General features: G+C 36.1%; 19 protein-coding genes and 1 other annotated feature. Of the genes, 12 read left to right on the forward strand and 7 right to left on the reverse strand.

What is annotated here, in order from left to right; genetic code table 11:
- Positions 1-254: 254 nt before the first annotated feature.
- The 3 genes from VF726_RS09950 to VF726_RS09960 all read left to right on the forward strand — a co-directional run bounded on the left by VF726_RS09950 (position 255) and on the right by VF726_RS09960 (position 1982).
- A complete protein-coding gene (locus VF726_RS09950; protein WP_071726723.1) occupies positions 255-773 on the forward strand; it encodes an SMI1/KNR4 family protein in 519 nt (172 codons plus the stop codon).
- A 383-nt stretch (positions 774-1156) separates the two neighbouring features.
- On the forward strand, positions 1157-1717 hold the full coding sequence (locus VF726_RS09955) for a DUF2062 domain-containing protein (RefSeq protein WP_440167733.1): 561 nt from the start codon (positions 1157-1159) through the stop codon (positions 1715-1717).
- Between the two features lie 58 nt (positions 1718-1775).
- Positions 1776-1982 (forward strand): hypothetical protein, encoded by a 207-nt coding sequence (locus tag VF726_RS09960; protein WP_440167735.1) that lies wholly within the window; start codon positions 1776-1778, stop codon positions 1980-1982.
- A 24-nt stretch (positions 1983-2006) separates the two neighbouring features.
- Here VF726_RS09960 and VF726_RS09965 read toward each other — a convergent pair whose 3' ends face one another.
- Both VF726_RS09965 and VF726_RS09970 read right to left on the reverse strand, forming a co-directional pair.
- Positions 2007-2453, reverse strand: a complete 447-nt coding sequence (locus VF726_RS09965; protein ID WP_000445823.1) for a MarR family winged helix-turn-helix transcriptional regulator — start codon at positions 2451-2453, stop codon at positions 2007-2009.
- 72 nt (positions 2454-2525) lie between these two features.
- On the reverse strand, positions 2526-3305 hold the full coding sequence (locus VF726_RS09970) for a GDSL-type esterase/lipase family protein (protein WP_210626706.1): 780 nt from the start codon (positions 3303-3305) through the stop codon (positions 2526-2528).
- Between the two features lie 366 nt (positions 3306-3671).
- Here VF726_RS09970 and cpdB point away from each other — a divergent pair, with 366 nt between their 5' ends.
- Positions 3672-6026 carry a bifunctional 2',3'-cyclic-nucleotide 2'-phosphodiesterase/3'-nucleotidase gene (gene cpdB / locus VF726_RS09975; protein ID WP_440167738.1) on the forward strand — a complete coding sequence of 785 codons (2355 nt, stop codon included), beginning with the start codon at positions 3672-3674 and terminating at the stop codon, positions 6024-6026.
- Between the two features lie 49 nt (positions 6027-6075).
- Here cpdB and nhaC read toward each other — a convergent pair whose 3' ends face one another.
- A complete protein-coding gene (nhaC, locus tag VF726_RS09980; RefSeq protein ID WP_440167740.1) occupies positions 6076-7449 on the reverse strand; it encodes a Na+/H+ antiporter NhaC in 1374 nt (457 codons plus the stop codon).
- A gap of 277 nt (positions 7450-7726) precedes the next feature.
- Positions 7727-7947: a binding site (T-box leader), on the reverse strand.
- A 140-nt stretch (positions 7948-8087) separates the two neighbouring features.
- Here nhaC and VF726_RS09985 point away from each other — a divergent pair.
- From VF726_RS09985 to VF726_RS10020, 8 genes are all read left to right on the forward strand, one after another.
- Complete coding sequence (locus VF726_RS09985) at positions 8088-8444, forward strand: hypothetical protein (RefSeq protein ID WP_440167742.1); 357 nt, start codon at positions 8088-8090, stop codon at positions 8442-8444.
- A 77-nt stretch (positions 8445-8521) separates the two neighbouring features.
- Entirely contained in the window at positions 8522-9955 is a 1434-nt protein-coding gene (gene bioA / locus VF726_RS09990) for an adenosylmethionine--8-amino-7-oxononanoate transaminase (protein WP_440167744.1), read from the forward strand.
- Entirely contained in the window at positions 9955-10683 is a 729-nt protein-coding gene (bioD, locus tag VF726_RS09995) for an ATP-dependent dethiobiotin synthetase BioD (RefSeq protein WP_440167746.1), read from the forward strand. The genes bioA and bioD overlap by 1 nt, the downstream gene beginning before the upstream one ends.
- Complete coding sequence (gene bioF / locus VF726_RS10000; protein WP_440167748.1) at positions 10649-11836, forward strand: 8-amino-7-oxononanoate synthase; 1188 nt, start codon at positions 10649-10651, stop codon at positions 11834-11836. The genes bioD and bioF overlap by 35 nt, the downstream gene beginning before the upstream one ends.
- Positions 11833-12573 carry an alpha/beta fold hydrolase gene (locus tag VF726_RS10005; protein ID WP_440167749.1) on the forward strand — a complete coding sequence of 247 codons (741 nt, stop codon included), beginning with the start codon at positions 11833-11835 and terminating at the stop codon, positions 12571-12573. The genes bioF and VF726_RS10005 overlap by 4 nt, the downstream gene beginning before the upstream one ends.
- Positions 12539-13351 (forward strand): malonyl-ACP O-methyltransferase BioC, encoded by an 813-nt coding sequence (bioC, locus tag VF726_RS10010; RefSeq protein WP_440167751.1) that lies wholly within the window; start codon positions 12539-12541, stop codon positions 13349-13351. Before VF726_RS10005 ends, bioC begins: the two co-directional genes overlap by 35 nt.
- Position 13352: 1 nt before the next feature.
- The gene (gene bioB, locus VF726_RS10015; RefSeq protein ID WP_440167753.1) at positions 13353-14351 is read left to right on the forward strand and encodes a biotin synthase; all 999 of its coding nucleotides are present in this window, start codon (positions 13353-13355) and stop codon (positions 14349-14351) included.
- 180 nt (positions 14352-14531) lie between these two features.
- A complete protein-coding gene (locus VF726_RS10020) occupies positions 14532-14852 on the forward strand; it encodes a hypothetical protein (RefSeq protein WP_000549778.1) in 321 nt (106 codons plus the stop codon).
- A gap of 28 nt (positions 14853-14880) precedes the next feature.
- Here the strand turns inward: VF726_RS10020 and ribH are convergent, their stop codons facing one another.
- Genes ribH through ribD form a run of 4 tightly spaced genes read right to left on the reverse strand, consistent with a single transcriptional unit; the run spans position 14881 to position 18305 of the window.
- Positions 14881-15342, reverse strand: coding sequence for a 6,7-dimethyl-8-ribityllumazine synthase (gene ribH, locus VF726_RS10025; protein ID WP_000230900.1), 462 nt, complete (start codon positions 15340-15342; stop codon positions 14881-14883).
- A gap of 18 nt (positions 15343-15360) precedes the next feature.
- A complete protein-coding gene (gene ribBA / locus VF726_RS10030; protein ID WP_440167756.1) occupies positions 15361-16554 on the reverse strand; it encodes a bifunctional 3,4-dihydroxy-2-butanone 4-phosphate synthase/GTP cyclohydrolase II in 1194 nt (397 codons plus the stop codon).
- A 12-nt stretch (positions 16555-16566) separates the two neighbouring features.
- Positions 16567-17211, reverse strand: coding sequence for a riboflavin synthase (gene ribE / locus VF726_RS10035; protein ID WP_440167758.1), 645 nt, complete (start codon positions 17209-17211; stop codon positions 16567-16569).
- The gene (gene ribD / locus VF726_RS10040) at positions 17193-18305 is read right to left on the reverse strand and encodes a bifunctional diaminohydroxyphosphoribosylaminopyrimidine deaminase/5-amino-6-(5-phosphoribosylamino)uracil reductase RibD (protein ID WP_440167760.1); all 1113 of its coding nucleotides are present in this window, start codon (positions 18303-18305) and stop codon (positions 17193-17195) included. Before ribD ends, ribE begins: the two co-directional genes overlap by 19 nt.
- Positions 18306-18484: the final 179 nt, after the last annotated feature.

Here is an 18484-nt window from a genome sequence, read left to right on the forward strand (position 1 = left end):
AAATTAATATTCAAATATGACGACAATGCATTGGGAAATATGTATTTCAAGGTGTTGCATAAGAATTACCGCCCCCCATTAGTCGATAGTTGGTATATTATTAAAAAACTCTAAACTTATTAAGTAAGAGAGGATAACGAATTAAATGATTAAGCCTTTATATGCAGAAAATATTATAGTGGGTGTAGAATATAAAAATATGTTCAATTGGTTATAAACCTACAAAATTTAAGTTTGTAGAGGAGGAGTAGACGATGAATAATTGGAAAGATAAGATAGCTACAATGATTTTAGTGAAGCAGGAGCTAATGAAACAAGATGTAGAAAAAATATGGCCACACCATTTTCCGGAGGTGGGAGCAAATGAAAAATCTATTCGCATTATTGAACAAGAATTGGGATATAAACTTGATTTAATGTATAGAGAATTTCTTCAATATGCCAATGGATGGGCAGGTTTTTATCAAACGGTGGATTTATTTGGTACGGAGCAATTAAAGGAATCGGCTATAATGGATTATGCTCAGGTACTATTAGAAGCTATAGATGATGTTGTTTTAGAAGAAAGCGGTGTTTTAAGACAGGAGCTATTACCAATAGCAGTTTCGGAATTTGATAGGGATCTATTTGTTTTATGTTTACCTAATTCTTCTAGACCAGGAGAGATAATTTGGTTTGCGGGTGAAGAAATAGATAGATTTGAAAATTTTGACGAGTACTTTTTAGCAATGATCGACTATAATAAAGAAGAGATATTAGCTTTAAAGGGTTAGTTTATACAGTCATGTTTTTTAAGTGACTGTTACTGTACAGCTGTAAAAACATAAATACTAATACAGCTAAAGCAAAATATATTTGAAGTGAACAGAAAAGAAAATGGATATTAATTGTTAAGATATACAAGTTTTAAGGTTAAGATAAAATCTAGTGCAACTTAAAAACAATATGAACTGAAAGTACTTGATTGTCGATTAAAGGCAACAAGTGCTTTTTTGGTTTCAGCGTAGAAATAAGTTGATATACGTATTTTTTTATAGTGAAATGTCATATGTATATTTAGTTAACCATTTTGATATCATTTATAATAAAAGAGGAAACTAAATTTGTTTTTCAGAGTGTGTAAGGACATACTACATATAAAAATATAGTTAAAGAGATGATGAATTTGAAAACAACTAAGAAAAGATATTCACTTTTCCAGCGGATGTGGAGAATATTAAAGTTTCAATATTATAAGTTGCTTCGATCACCAGAAGGAGCGAAGAAAGTATCGTTAGGTTTTGCGATTGGTTTTGGTTTAGAGATGTTGGTTATATATACGGCATCGCTCGTCTATTTAATATTTTATCCAATCGTCAGGTTAGCAAAGGGATCTTTTCCTGCTGCGGTGATTGGCAATATTATTGGGAAAATATCGTTTCTACCAGTATTTTTATTCCCGTTTGCTTATGCGTTAGGAAAAATGATATATCCATTTCATGTACAAAAAATACATCATGAACCATTTACGATATCTGATTTGTTTTCGAGTCATATTTTTATGATATTGAAGGGTTTATTGCAGAGTGAAGTGTATGTATTAATTGGAATGACGATTTTAGGAGTTGTATTTGGGGTAGTTTCATATTTCATTGTGCATTATTTATATGAAAAGAACCGTAAGTCACGTTTGAAGAACAGAAAGAAACGAGTGACAGAACCGCTCGTACAAATATAAAGAGTGTCACACTCATTTTCTCCTTTGAATATGTTTAAGAAAAAGGGGGAGAGAATGAATGTATTATTATTACGTACCTCAAGTATATCCATATGTAAATTATTATCCGGCTTATGATAGGAATAGACAATACGAATTATATCGACAACAACAAGTACAGCAATTATCACAAATACCACAGCAACAGCCCACGCAAGAACAAAAACCATATTTAACGACATGGCCGTATTCAAATGTATACTATGGTAATTATTACGAATCATAAAGCTGCTTCTATTTAGAAGCAGCTTTATGCGTTTGTTTTCAAAATTAAATTTTGAATGGTTTGAAGAGAGTGAATGAGTTTTTCACGTTCTTCCTCAGATAATGTTTGGAAATTTTCTTTTAATTTGTCTAAAATGAATTGTTGATACTGATTTACTAACAATTTCCCTTCAGTTGTTAGGGAAATTAAAATGACCCGTCGATCTTTTTCGCTATAATGACGCTCTATTAGTTCTTCTTGAATCAATTTGTTTAATAGAGGTGTCATGTTAGGCCTTGAAATCGCTAGCCGCTTGCCGATTTCGGAAACTGCTAATGTGCCATTTTCATGCAGAAGTAGCAATACTTGTGTATGTGATGGCGGCATATGTCTTTGAGAAGAAAATTCTCCAGGAAGCATAAATTTGCGATAAAAAAGAGGCACTAGCGAAAGAAGATGATCAACAATACGTTCCCACTCGCGTGATTCCATATAAAGGCCCCCTTCCACTCTCATTGTAACAAAAAAGACATGTTATAAAAATAGAATTGTTTCATGGAAACTTTAATATTTGTAGGCTAACACTTTTTTTGTAAATGAATCGGCAATAATCGTATAGCCTTTATCATTTGGGTGTACTTGGTCAAAGAGTAATTCTTTTTTATCATTCGATATTAATTTACGAATTGGTAAAACGATAGATGGTTGATTTGCTTTTGAAATGGAATAAACGGATTCATTCCAGCCATCTAAAAACATATCTGCATAACTTGCGATGGAATCATCGAGTTGTAACGGGTTATAGAGTTCAGAAAGAATGAGTAAAGCATCCGGATTTTGATCTCGGACTGTCTTTACAATATTTTTTACATCTGCTTCAAAATGAGCTTTTTCTTTATTTAACATTTTAATACCATCTATAACACCGACATCACGATTTAAGCGAAATAAATTATTTCCCCCAATATTAATTGTAATGATATTTGCTGATCTAATTTTTTGCTTTACATCTTCTGATTGAACTTTTTTAGCGAGACGATCTGTTGTAAGACCGTTTATCCCAAGGTTTTCTACAGTAATTGGTTTATGAATTTGTGCTTCTATTTGTTTAGAGGCTAATTCAGCAAAGCCACCTTGTGTCGATCCATATCCTTTAGCGAGCGAATCACCTAGTACGAGATGATAAAATGAATCGTTTGTTTGCTTATCAATCCAACTTGGAGTAGATGTTTTTTCTGTTTTTTCTGCGGGTTCATTTTGTTTTGTCTCATCGTTCTTTTCAAAATAAGAATAAGAAATGATTAGAAGGAGGAGACAAACAATTGTTAAGATGACTTTTTTCATAAATTCATCCTCCTTGTAATTGGTAATTGTATCATATTCAGCAGTATTAACAATGTAAGGGCATATTATATATCTATGAAAAGTTTACAATAACTTTACAGAAAATTTGTAGAAGTATGTCAAAAAATATTGACGATATGAAAGGACATTATATATGATAATGTCAGATAAGGTAAAATTCTACATAGTGGGAGCTTTATCTCCCGTTAATTGCTAGTCTTCATCAATTGATCGTTTAAGGGGACTACTCGTTAGCGCAGGATGAAATGAAAATCGTGTATCTAATAGAAGAAAAAAGGTATGTGGTTAGAGACTGATAGAAATTCATTTCATTATTCTTTGGTAATTGTATAAGGGGGATTTTTTGTGAAAAAGTCAAAAAAAATGCTAGCTGGAGCAACGCTTGCTATTGGTGTAATAGCACCACAAGTATTGCCAGCAACAGCTCATGCGGATGAGAAAGCTGGGGAGAGTACAGTTAACTTACGAATTCTAGAAACATCAGATATTCATGTTAACTTAATGAATTACGATTATTATCAAACGAAAACAGACAATAAAGTAGGTCTCGTGCAAACTGCAACACTTGTTAATAAAGCGCGTGAAGAAGCGAAGAACTCTGTCCTATTTGATGATGGGGATGCATTACAGGGGACACCGCTTGGAGATTATGTAGCGAATAAAATAAATGATCCGAAGAAGCCTGTGGATCCTAGCTATACACATCCATTATATCGTTTAATGAATTTAATGAAGTATGACGTCATCTCTCTTGGGAATCATGAATTCAACTACGGTTTAGACTATTTAAACAAAGTGATTAGTAAAACAGAGTTCCCGGTTATTAACTCGAACGTCTATAAAGACGATAAAGATAATAATGAAGAGAACGACCAAAATTACTTTAAACCATATCATGTTTTTGAAAAAGAAGTAGAAGATGAATCAGGGCAAAAACAAAAAGTGAAAATTGGTGTAATGGGATTTGTTCCACCTCAAGTTATGAACTGGGATAAAGCAAATTTAGAAGGAAAAGTGAAAGCGAAAGATATAGTTGAAACAGCGAAGAAAATGGTGCCAAAAATGAAAGCAGAAGGTGCAGATGTTATCGTTGCACTAGCGCATTCCGGTGTTGATAAGAGTGGATACAACGTTGGTATGGAAAACGCGTCGTATTATTTAACAGAAGTTCCTGGTGTAGATGCAGTATTAATGGGACATTCACATACTGAAATGAAGGATGTATTTAATGGTGTTCCAGTTGTAATGCCTGGTGTCTTTGGAAGTAACCTAGGTATTATTGATATGCAATTGAAAAAGGTAAACGGCAAATGGGAAGTACAAAAAGAGCAATCAAAGCCGCAACTTCGTCCGATTGCTGATAGTAAAGGGAACCCGTTAGTAAAATCTGATGAAAAATTAGTTAATGAAATTAAAGATGATCATCAAGCGACAATTGATTATGTGAATACAGCTGTAGGAAAAACGACAGCGCCAATTAATAGTTATTTCTCATTAGTACAAGATGATCCTTCTGTACAACTTGTGACAAATGCACAGAAATGGTATGTAGAAAAGTTATTTGCTGAAAATGGACAGTATAGCAAATATAAAGGAATTCCAGTTTTATCGGCAGGAGCACCATTTAAAGCAGGTGGCCGAAACGGTGCTACATATTATACGGACATTCCAGCTGGAACGTTAGCAATTAAAAACGTTGCAGATTTATATGTATATCCAAATACGTTATATGCTGTAAAAGTAAATGGGGCACAAGTGAAAGAATGGCTTGAAATGTCTGCAGGTCAGTTTAATCAAATCGATCCAAAGAAAACAGAAGAACAGCCGTTAGTAAATATAGGCTATCCTACATATAACTTCGATATTTTAGATGGCTTAAAATACGAAATTGATGTAACACAACCAGCGAAATACGATAAAGATGGTAAAGTTGTAAATGCAAATACGAATCGTATTATAAATATGACATATGAAGGTAAACCAGTAGCTGACAATCAAGAGTTCATCGTCGCTACAAATAACTATCGTGGAAGTAGCCAAACGTTCCCAGGTGTAAGCAAAGGGGAAGTCGTATATCAATCACAAGATGAAACACGTCAAATCATTGTGAAGTATATGCAAGAAACACCAGTTATTGATCCAGCGGCAGATAAAAATTGGACGTTTAAACCAATTGTTGCGGAAAAATTAAATACAACATTCGATTCTTCACCAAATGCACAAAAGTATATAAAGAAAGATGGGAAAATATCATATGTTGGACCATCTGAAAATGAATTTGCTAAATATGCAATTGATATAACGAAGAAGAACGATGAGGGTAAAGAAACTGGTGGAGAGAATCCAACAACAACACCACCAACAGGTGAAGGGAATAATGGAGGAAATCCAACAACACCACCAACAGGTGAAGGGAATAATGGAGAAAATCCAACGACACCGCCAACAGGTGAAGGGAATAATGGAGAAAATCCAACGACACCACCAACAAATGAAGGTAATAATGGAAATAATGCAGGATCTGGACAAACTACGATGGGTAATGAAAACTCAAAAGAAACAACAACTGTAAGTGAAAAGAAAGAAGAACGTGATTTACCGAAAACAGGTACAAGTGTTGTTTCTACAATTGGGGCAGGTTTAGCGTTTGTTGGAGCGGGATTACTTCTGTTATTTAGAAGGAAGAAAGCAAATAGATAGTAGAGGAATATAAAAAGGATTACCAATTCAGGTAATCCTTTTTAGTATATTATGAAATTGTTACTGCTTTTTCTTTCTTCCATGAAAGGCCAAATCCAGTGAAACCAACAATAATTGTTAAGACTGGGCAAGCTAAACAGAAAATTGCGAATGGAAGGTAATCAAATGTCGGAACGCCAAGGACGTTTGATAAGAATACACCACTTACTCCCCATGGTACGAGCGGGTTAATAACTGTACCTGCATCTTCTAGTACGCGTGATAAATTTCTACGTTCTAAACCGACTTCATCGTATTTATTAGCAAATGCTTGTCCTGTTAAAACGATGGATAAGTATTGCTCCCCAAGTAAGAAATTTACACCAATTGCAGTTGAAGCCGTAGAAATAATTAAGCGTGTGCTATTTTTTACGAAGCCAGAGATGATATTCATCAGCTGCGTAATAATACCCATTCCTTGTAATAATCCTCCCATACAAAGAGCTAGGAAAATAAGGGCAATCGACATCATCATACTTTGTAGACCACCGCGAGATAGTAAGCTATCAATGTCTTTTATACCAGTTTTAGAAACGTAGCCGTCTTGCATAATTTTCATTAAATCAGCTAAAGAAGTGCTAGGTTTAAAAATAAAGAGAATAATAATTCCTACTACAATTCCAGCAAGCAAAGTTGGAACTGCTGGAACTTTTTTAAATGCGAATAGGAACAGTAATAAAATTGGAATAAGTGTAACGATAGAAATCGTTGCGTTTTTTTCTAATGTGCTAATAAAGTTTGTAAAGTCAACGTCTCCACTCGTACCGCTTCCTAAAATGAAAAATGCGATAAAAGCAATAATGAAAGCCGGAACTGTTGTCCAAAGCATGTTACGAATATGCTCAAATAGATCTACACCTGTTACAGCAGGAGCTAAGTTTGTTGTATCAGATAAAGGAGACATTTTATCTCCAAAGAATGCACCAGAAATAATTGCACCAGCGATTAGAGCTGGATCGTATCCGAGAGCACTACCCATACCCATAAAGGCAAGTCCTACAGTTGCGGCAGTTGTAAAGGCACTACCGATACTTGTTCCAACGATTGCACAAACAACAAAAACAGTTGGAACGAAAATTTTAGGAGATACAAGCTGGAAGCCGTATACCATTAAAGTTGGGATTGTTCCAGCAGCGATCCAAACACTAATTAATACGCCTACAAGTAAGAAAATAAAAATTGATGGAATACCAGCTGAAATGCTACTAATCATCCCTTTTTCCATAGTGGACCAAGAGATTTTTTTCATAAATCCAAATGCTAATAAAAGCACGATACCAAATAAAATTGGGATGTGTGGTGAAACTTCTAATTGAATAACACTAAAGCCAATACAGATAAAGATAAATAATGTTAAAAGAACAGATTCAAACTTTGAAACCATTGTTTTTCCCTCCTAAGTAATCTAAAATAGCTCTTTTTTATATAAAATTCGCCAATATTGTTTATTTCCTTCTAAAATTTAGAATTTTGTGACAAATTACCGGTAATTGTTGATCCTTCAATATGATAAGGAAATGATTGGATAAAAAAACGTCCCTGCATATAAATATGCAGGGACGAAGAAATCGCGGTACCACCCTAGCTTGTGAAATGAATGTATCACAAAATAAAGGGTCGTATGATATGCGCTAATAAAATAAAAACGCCCCTGCAATATATGCAGGGACGAAAAATTCGCGGTACCACCCTAAATTGTGAAACAGTTTCGTTTCACCACTCTTTAGATATAACGGTCTATAACCGTCTTTCACTACTCCTTACGTTTCGCAAAAGAAGCTCCAGGGGGTAATTCATAATTCGCTCTGTACTGGTTCGCACCGACCACCAGCTCTCTGAAATCAGAAATCGAAATACTACTAAATCCTATCAATGCCGATTCATATGATGTTAGTTAAATTTTTATCATATATTCATCATACATGTCAATAAAAATGTGTAATATTTTTTTAGGGAAATAAAGGAGATAGGTTTTAACACTGAAAAATGTGCGTTATAATGAATTTGAAAGGGGAGGAAAGAGTGAAGAAAAAAATAATTCTTTTTACCACCTTACTAGTCATTGGGGGAAGTGCTGGAATTTACACGGCTTTTGCAGCTGAATCAGAGCAGGCGAAGCAAAAGCAAATGCAGCATTCAGAAGTGAAGAAAGCGAAAGAAACTGAAGAGAAGAAGTCGATGGAAAAAGCAGCTGAGAAACTAGGGGTTTCTACGGAAGGAAAAACAAAAGAAGAGGTTACGAAAGAAGTAAATACCGCGAGATTTGAGAAGCGCCATGATTTATTGATTGAACATGCAAAACAACTTGGAATTGATACAGAAGGAAAAAAAGATGAAGAGATTATTTTAGAAATTGGAAAGATACAACATGGAAAGTAGAGCAACTTATCGTATGATAAGTTGTTCTTTTTTAAGAACTACTTGATTTAAAAATAATTGACAGTCATTCGGATTTAATGTTAACTATATTTATAAATAAGTTAACATTAGGGGTGACAATTGTGACTTTTAGTAAGAGTACGACTGACAAACCATCTTATACATATGAAGAATTATCGGAGAAAAACAAAGCCTATGTATGGCACCCATTTACACAAATGAAGGATTATTTAGAAGAAGATCCTGTCATTATTGAACGTGGAGAGGGAAGAAAGCTATACGATGTAAATGGAAATGAATATTGGGACGGTGTTTCATCTATATGGTTAAATGTTCACGGACATCAAGTACCAGAATTAGATGAAGCAATTCGTGAGCAATTAAATAAAATTGCCCATTCTACTATGTTAGGACTTGCTAACGTTCCATCAATTTTATTAGCAGAAAAAATAATTGAAGTTGTACCAGAAGGTTTGAAGAAAGTATTTTATTCAGACTCTGGTTCTAGCGCCGTTGAAATTGCAATTAAGATGGCCTTTCAATATTGGCAGCATAAAGGAAAAACGAGGAAACAAAGATTTGTTACATTAAAAGAAGCGTATCACGGTGATACAATTGGAGCTGTTTCAGTAGGAGCAATAGACTTGTTTCACCAAGTGTATAGTTCACTTTTATTTGAAGCCATTAAAATGCCTTATCCATATACATATCGTTCTCCTTATGGAAATAATAAGGAGGAAATTGTAAAAAAACATTTAGAAGAAATGGAAGAGTTGCTGAAAGACAAACATGAAGAAATTGCGGCGATTATTGTAGAGCCTTTAATGCAAGGTGCTGGCGGTATGATTACAATGCCAAAAGGATACTTAAAAGGGCTACGTAATTTATGTAAAAAATATAACGTTTTATTTATTACAGATGAGGTAGCAACTGGATTTGGGCGTACCGGGAAAATGTTTGCATGTGAACATGAAAATGTAACGCCGGACATTTTAACAGCCGGAAAAGGTTTAACGGGCGGATATTTACCAGTTGCAATCACTGTAACGACAGATGAAATTTATAATGCCTTTTTAGGAGGCTATGAAGAACAAAAAACGTTTTTCCACGGTCATAGTTATACAGGGAATCCGTTAGGATGTGCGGTAGCAATTGCGAATCTAGAACTATACGAGAAAACAAATTTAATAGAAGAAGTGGCACGTAAGACAGAGTATGTGGCGACGGAATTAGAATCGCTCTTTGCATATAAACATGTAGGGGATATTCGTCAGTGCGGATTAATGGTTGGAATTGAACTTGTGAAGAATAAGGAAACGAAAGAAGCGTTTGAATGGACAGAGAGAGTCGGTGTTCAAGTATGTAAACGCTCAAGAGAGCTGGGCATGATTATAAGACCGCTCGGTAATACGATTGTATTTATGCCGCCTCTTGCTTCTACAATCGATGAGATTGATGATATGTTGCGTATTTTGTATAAAGCAATCTCGGATGTTACGGAGGGAGAATAATGAGCGGTTTTTTTATAACAGCAACGGATACTGAAGTGGGGAAAACTGTCGTTGCCGGTGCATTAGCAGGTGTATTTAGAGAATTGGGATATAACATCGGGGTATATAAACCGTTGCAAAGTGGACATGTTGCATTGAATCCAGAGGGAGATGCAGCAAGGTTAAAGGCATTATCAGGTGTACCGACAAAAGAAGATGAAATTTGCCCGTATTCTATTGAAGAGCCGCTTGCTCCGAGACTTGCCATGAAAAGAGCTGGAAGGACAGTAACGTTAAAAGACATTATTCATCATTATAATGAACGATTGACAGAGTTTAATAGTCTGCTTGTAGAAGGAGCAGGTGGATTAGCTGTTCCGTATACAGAGGACGCGTTAGTAATTGATTTCGCAAAAGAATTACAGCTTCCTCTTATTGTAGTAGCACGTCCTACATTAGGAACAGTAAATCATACCGTTTTAACGGTTGCTTATGCAAAGGCAAATGGTTTAACAGTAGCAGGTGTCATTTTATCTGGCTGCAAAGAATGCGAAATGGAAAGAGTACAAGAAAATAAAGAAATGATTGAAGAGTTAAGTGGGGTACCAGTTTTAGGTTTATTACCATTCTTTGAAGGTGAGTTTACAAAAGAAGAAGTCTTGGAATCTGCTAAAGAATATATAATGATTTCAAAATTAGAGGAGCTTATCCGAAATGAATCAAACGTGGCGCACACATCTTCAATCTAAATTGCAACAATTAAATAAGCAAGGGCAGTATCGTAATTTACATGTAACAGAACAAGCAGAAGAGACATGGCTTGTTCGAGATGAGAAAAGGATGCTAAATTTAGCATCAAATAATTATTTAGGGTTAGCTGGAGATGAAAGGTTAAAAGAAGCTGCTATTGCATGCACAAGAAAATATGGAACTGGGGCGACAGCATCAAGGCTCGTTGTAGGAAATTACTCAATGTATGAAGAGGCTGAGAGAAGTATATGCGATTGGAAAGGCACGGAAAAAGCCTTAGTTGTAAATAGTGGATATACCGCAAATGTTGGAGTGATTTCTTCATTAGCCAGTCGTCACGATATTGTGTTTAGTGACAAATTAAATCATGCAAGCATCGTTGATGGAATTATATTAAGCGGGGCAGAGCATAAAAGATATCGTCATAATGATTTAGATCATTTAGAGAAGCTGTTGCAAGTAGCGCCGCCTAAAAAGAAGAAATTAATCGTAACGGATACTGTTTTTAGTATGGATGGTGATACTGCACATTTAAGAGAACTAGTGCAAATGAAAGAGAAATACGGGGCAATCATTATAGTTGATGAAGCACATGCGAGTGGAATATATGGAATGGATGGAGCAGGATTTTCCCATATAGAAAAAGATATTGCTCAAAAAATTGATATACATATGGGGACGTTTAGCAAGGCTTTAGGGTGTTATGGTGCGTATTTGACAGGCGATGCAATTTATATAGAGTATTTACAAAATATGATGAGAAGCTTTATTTTTACTACTGCATTACCGCCAGGAACATTGGGAGCAGTGCAAAAAGCAATTGAAATTGTGAAAGAAGATAATGAAAGAAGAGAGAGACTTGTAGAGAATGGGGCATATTTCAGAAACCATTTACGAGAAGTTGGTTTTGATATTGGGAATAGCTCAACTCATATTGTACCGATTGTAGTCGGTTCAAATGAAACAGCTTTACGGTTTAGTAAAAGATTGCAAGAGGTAGGTATTGCAGCAATTGCAATTCGTCCACCAACGGTTCCAGTTAATAGTTCAAGGATCCGTTTTGCAGTTACGTCCCAACATACAATAGCTGATTTGAACTGGGCTATTCAGCATATTATACGCATTGGTAAAGAAGAGGGGTTTTTAGTATGAAAGAGCTAAAGATTATTTTTATTCCTGGGTGGGGAATGGAAGAAAGTGTTTGGACTTTAGTTCTGCCGTATTTTAAAGGATATTCTTTCCGATGTATCAATTGGCGTAATGTGAAAGAAAAAAGTGAATTCGCGGGGCGAATCATAGAGGTAGCAAAGGATGAAAATGTAATTCTAGTTGGTTGGTCACTAGGGGCGTTAGCGGCAGTTCAAGCTTATAAAAAGATTAAGGCAAAGGGTATCGTATTAATTGGTGGTACTGCCAAATTTACAAATACGAGCGACTATACGAGTGGATGGAATGTTTTGCATGTAGAACGGCTGAAAAAGAATGTAGCGAGAAAGAAAGAAGATACGCTCAAGCGTTTTTATGAAAATATGTTTACGAAAGATGAGTTGAAAGAGAATAAAAGGTTTGAAGATATAATAAAACACTTTAAAGGTGATTGTATTCAGTCTTTACAATTAGGTTTAGATTATTTAATAGGAACAGATATGAGAGAAGAACTGAAAGAAGTTAAAGTACCTATACTACTTATTCACGGAGAGCAGGATGTAATATGTCCATTGTCTGCAGCGCGTAGTATGGCTGAAAATGAGACTGCAACGCTCAAGGTAGTAAATGAGGCTGGACACGCATTATGCGTAACGAATTTCGAATATTGTGTAAATGAGATAATTCAATTTGTAGAGGGGATACGACATGATCAACAAAACGTTACTACAAAAACGGTTTAACATGGCAGCTGTATCCTATGATCAATATGCAAATGTACAAAAAAAGATGGCACATTCATTACTTTCTACATTGAATCGGCGATATAGTGCAAATGCATCGATACGTATTTTAGAACTTGGATGCGGGACAGGATATGTTACAGAGCAATTATCAAACTTATTTCCGAAAGCGCATATTACAGCTATTGATTTTGCTGACAGTATGATTGCAGTTGCGAAAACTAGACAAAATGTGAAAGATGTAACGTTTTACTGTGAGGATATCGAACGATTACGACTAGAAGAAACGTATGATGTCATTATTTCAAATGCCACATTTCAATGGCTAAATGATTTAAAACAAGTGATAAGAAATTTATTTCATCATTTATCTATAGATGGGATATTACTCTTTTCGACGTTTGGACAGGAAACATTTCAAGAATTGCATGCTTCGTTCCAGCGGGCGAAAGAAGAAAAGAATATACAAAATGAAACATCGATTGGGCAACGTTTTTATTCGAAAAATCAATTGCGTCATATTTGTGAGATAGGAACAGCAGGGGATGTACATGTTTCTGAAACATGTTACATAGAGAGATTTACAGAAGTTAGGGAGTTTCTACATTCTATTCGAAAAGTAGGAGCAACCAATAGTAATGAAGAATCATATTGTCAAAGTCCCTCACTCCTTCGTGCGATGCTTCGCATATACGAAAGAGACTTCACGGAAAATGAAGGGATAATGGCGACGTATCACGCTTTATTTATGCATATAACAAAAGAGGGGAAGAGATGAAATGAAACAAGTACAAACAAAAAGGGATTGGAAAAAAATTGCATATGACGTAGTAGAAGAGAAAATGATTACGAAAGAGGATGCAATAGCGATATTAGAAGCTGATGATACAGAAGTTTTAGAAATTATGAATGCTGCTTACATCATTCGCCATCATCACTTTGGTAAGAAAGTAAAATTAAATATGATTATTAATACGAAATCTGGCTTATGTCCTGAAGATTGCGGATATTGTTCACAGTCTATTATTTCAGAAGCACCAATTGATAAATATGCATGGCTAACGCAGGAAAAGATTGTAGAAGGAGCGCATGAAGCAATTCGCCGTAAAGCGGGTACATATTGTATTGTGGCATCTGGACGTCGTCCGACGGATAAAGAGGTGAATCACGTAATTGGAGCGGTGAAGGAGATTCGTGAAACGACAGATTTGAAGATTTGTTGTTGTTTAGGTTTCTTAAATGAAGATCAAGCAGGACGTTTAGCAGAAGCAGGTGTACATCGTTATAATCACAACCTAAATACACATGCGAATAATTACGAAAGCATTTGCTCCACTCATACGTATGACGATCGTGTTGATACAGTTCAAAAAGCGAAACAAGCGGGTATTTCACCATGCTCTGGGGCAATATTCGGAATGGGAGAAACAATAGAAGAGCGTGCAGAAATTGCATTCGAATTACAACGTATAGATGCAGATTCAATTCCATGTAATTTCCTTGTTGCTGTAAAGGGTACGCCGCTTGAAGGACAAAAGGAGTTAACTCCAGTAGAATGTTTAAAAGTGCTGGCGATGATGCGCTTTGTAAACCCAACGAAAGAAATTCGTATTTCAGGAGGGCGTGAAATCAATTTACGTTCTGTACAGCCAATGGGTTTATTTGCAGCAAACTCTATTTTTGTTGGAGACTACTTAACGACAGCAGGACAAGAACCAACTGCAGACTGGGGGATGATTGAAGATTTAGGATTTGAGATTGAGGAATGTGCACTATAAGATAGAAAAAAGCAAACTTGTAAAAGAGTTTGCTTTTTTTGTAAATAAAATGTAATAAATAGTTGCGAAAGCTTGATACCATTGGCTTTTGAGCGAAAAAAAGAATTTTGGTGGACGAATTTTCCAAGCACCAATTGTACATAGTAAATATGTAATTTATATTGGGTTGGAGGATTTTACATGCACAAATATATATTAGCGATTATGACTTGTCTAATTTTACTAAAAGCGATAAGTGCTGATCCAGTTAAGGCCGCCGAAAATCCTGAACAAAAAGAGATGCAACAGCGAATTGAACAACATTTTCGAACGAAAGCTGAACATTTTGGATTGAAAACAGAAGGAAAAGATTTAAAGGAAGTACGAAAAGAAATTACTATTATAGAAGAAGCGAAGAAAAGAGAGAATGTATGGAGAACAGCACAAACGCTTCGTATACAAACAGAAGGAAAAACAATGGATGAATTAATAAAAGATGTACGGAAAAAAGTAAAGAAATAAAAAAGAGGCCGCAGCCTCTTTTTATTTTTTATGCCCATTGTTTTGATAAGTGAGCCATTTCAATCGCAGCAACGGCAGATTCATAGCCTTTATTACCAGCTTTCGTGCCCGCGCGTTCAATCGCTTGCTCAATCGTTTCTGTCGTCAATACACCGAAAATAACTGGGATGTCTGTTTGGAGTGATAAAGAGGCAACACCTTTTGCTACTTCATTACAAACGTAATCGTAATGTGTTGTAGCACCGCGAATTACAGTGCCTAACGTAATAACAGCATCATATTTCCCGCTATTCGCCATCTTTTTAGCGATTAAAGGAATTTCAAATGCGCCAGGAACCCAAGCAACATCGATATCAGTTTCTTCTACACCGTGACGCTTTAATCCGTCTAAAGCGCCGCCAAGTAACTTACTTGTAATAAATTCATTAAAGCGTCCAACAACAACCCCAACTTTTAATCCTGTACCAACTAAATGACCTTCGAATACCATAATAAATCTCTCCTTTAATTATAAGTTTAGTAAATGTCCTAATTTGTTTACTTTCGTTTGTAAATACGTTTTATTCTCTTCTTTTGCTGGCATTTGCAACGGTACGCGCTCGATTACTTCTAAATCGTAACCTTGTAAGCCAGCAATTTTTCTTGGATTATTCGTTAACAATCGTAAATGTTGTAAACCTAAATCTTTTAATATTTGAGCGCCAATACCGTAATCCCGCAAATCAGCAGGGAAGCCAAGCTTTTCATTTGCTTCTACAGTATCGAAGCCTTCTTCTTGTAACTTATAAGCGCGAAGCTTATTCAGGAGCCCAATGCCTCGTCCTTCTTGTCTCATATAAAGAAGAACGCCTTTTCCTTCACGCTCAATTTGAGCAAGTGCAGCATGGAGTTGTGGTCCGCAATCGCAGCGGCACGAGCCAAATACATCTCCTGTTAAGCACTCTGAATGAACGCGAACAAGTACAGGCTCTCCTGTTGAAATATCACCTTTTACGAGTGCGATATGTTCTTTTGTATCTAATGAATTAGAATAGCCAATTGCATGGAAAGTACCGAAATCTGTAGGTAATGTAATTTCCACTTCTCGCGTCACTAATGTTTCATTGTGGCGGCGATAAGCAATTAAATCTTCTATTGTGATCATTTTTATATCAAATTGTTTTGCACACTGTATTAAATCAGGTACGCGTGCCATCGTACCGTCCTCATTAATAATTTCGCAAATGACTCCAGCTGGTTCTGCTCCGCAAAGCTGTGCTAAATCGACAGCAGCTTCTGTATGACCAGCACGGCGTAGGACACCGCCTTCTTTCGCAATTAATGGAAAGATATGTCCAGGACGATTGAAATCAGCACCTTTTGATGCAGGGTTTAACAATTCTTGTATCGTAGTTGCACGTTCGTGCGCGCTAATCCCTGTTGTTGTAGAAACATGATCAATGCTCACTGTAAATGCAGTATGATGCGAATCTGTATTATGAGCTACCATTGGTTCTAACTGTAGACGTTCTGCGTACCCTTCCGTAATCGGTACACAAACGAGGCCGCGCCCATGTGTAATCATAAAGTTAATCGTTTCTGGTGTAATATACTCTGCTAAAGCGATAAAATCGCCTTCATTTTCACGGTTTTCATCATCACATACGATTACGACTTTCCCTTGTTTTAAATCTTCTAGAGCTTCTTCAATACGATGAAACATCATGCTTCCCCCTTATAAAAATCCGTTTTCTTGTAAAAAGCTTTCGGTCATTGAACCTGTTCGTTTTACAGGTTTAGAAATAAAGCGTTCGATATATTTACCAATCATGTCACACTCAATATTTACGATGTCACCGGCATTTTTTTCTCCGATAACAGATTCACTTACTGTGTGCGGGATGAGTGAGATTGTAATGGAAGATTCGTCTATATCAAATATTGTTAAACTCGTTCCATCAACAGAAACGGATCCTTTATGCAAACAATAGCGTAATAATTCATCAGCAATAGCTATTTTGTAATAGACGGCATTATAGTGTTGTTTTTTGCTTACTATCGTTCCGATGCCATCAATATGTCCTGAAACGAAATGTCCACCGAATCGGCCGTTTGCAGCCATTGCACGTTCTAAATTTACTTTACAGTGCGGTTTAAGCATGCGAAGTGATGTTGATTGCATCGTTTCAGGCATTGCATCCACCGTAAATGAATTTGTTGTGAAATTCGTTACAGTTAAGCAAATACCGTTAACCGAGATACTATCACCTAAGTGAACATCGGATAAAATTTTATTTGCATGGATCGTTAACTTCATTGCTTCCCCGCTTTGTTGCATATTTGCAATCGTTCCTAATTCTTCTACAATTCCTGTAAACATTCCGTCACCTCACTTCGGGCATTCGCAACAATTTTTATATCATCGCCAATTTGTTTCATCTCTTGAATTTCCAAGGAAAGTGCATCTTGTAATGTTGTGAAACCATTTCCGCCAAATAAAGTAGGGGCATCTTTCCCACCAATTAATTTGAGACTTATATAAGTTACAATTTCATTGAAATACTTTGTTTGTAAGAAACTTGCATGAATCGATTGTCCTCCTTCAACGAATAGAGAAAGAATTTGCTTCTCTCCAAGCAAGAAAAGGAGGTCCTCAATTTCAATTTGCTGCGTTTTCATTTGGAATATCACTATATTTTCAGATTCATAAGAAGCTATTTTCTCTTTATTTACATCCTTACCGACAAAAATCCATGTCGGTGCTAAACCATCTGTTATGACATGAGAAGATGGTGGCGTTCGTAAATGGGTATCTAAAATAACGCGTATAGGATGTTTACCCCCATTAGGAATTCTTGTTGTTAAATGCGGATTATCAGCTATAACTGTATTCACTCCAACGAGAATTGCATCATGTGTATGGCGATATTGGTGAACATCAGCTCGTGCTTCTTCTCCTGTAATCCACTGACTGTCACCAGTGACAGTCGCTGTTTTTCCATCTAAGCTCATTGCTGTTTTTATTGTTACAAATGGACGTTTCGTTTTCATGTAGTGAAAAAAGTAGCGATTTAATAAAACTGCTTCCGCTTCAAGAACACCAGTCGTTACTTCGATGCCAGCTTCTTCTAATCTCCTTTTTCCATTACCAGAAACGAGCGGATTACAATCAAGAGTAGCAATTACAACGCGTTTAACTTCTTTTTTGATGAGCAATTCGCAGCAAGGTGGTGTCTTTCCAAAATGGCTACACGGTTCAAGTGTTACATACACGGTAGCTCCTTTTGCTTTTTCACCAGCTATATGAAGAGCATGAACTTCTGCGTGTTCTTCACCAGCACGTAAATGAGCTCCCATACCGACGATGTTTCCGTCTTTTACAACAACAGCACCAACCATAGGATTTGGACTTGTTTGTCCGGAAGTTCCTTCTGCTAACTGCAGGGCAATCCTCATATATTCTTGATCTGTCATTCTCTTCACCTCTCCTGAAAAAATCAAAAAACCTCAAGGATTTAATATCCTTGAGGTTTGGGAGACGTGATTTCTAGAAATATAGTTCGAATACGAAAGTACAGGAAAGAAACCTAACGATGATTGATATTTGGGCATAAGGAAAAAACCTAGCAAAATATCAAATTTTTCAAGCGCTA

Origin of the sequence: Bacillus sp. Brlt_9, from assembly GCF_051948935.1 — a bacterium.
Taxonomy (GTDB): domain Bacteria; phylum Bacillota; class Bacilli; order Bacillales; family Bacillaceae_G; genus Bacillus_A.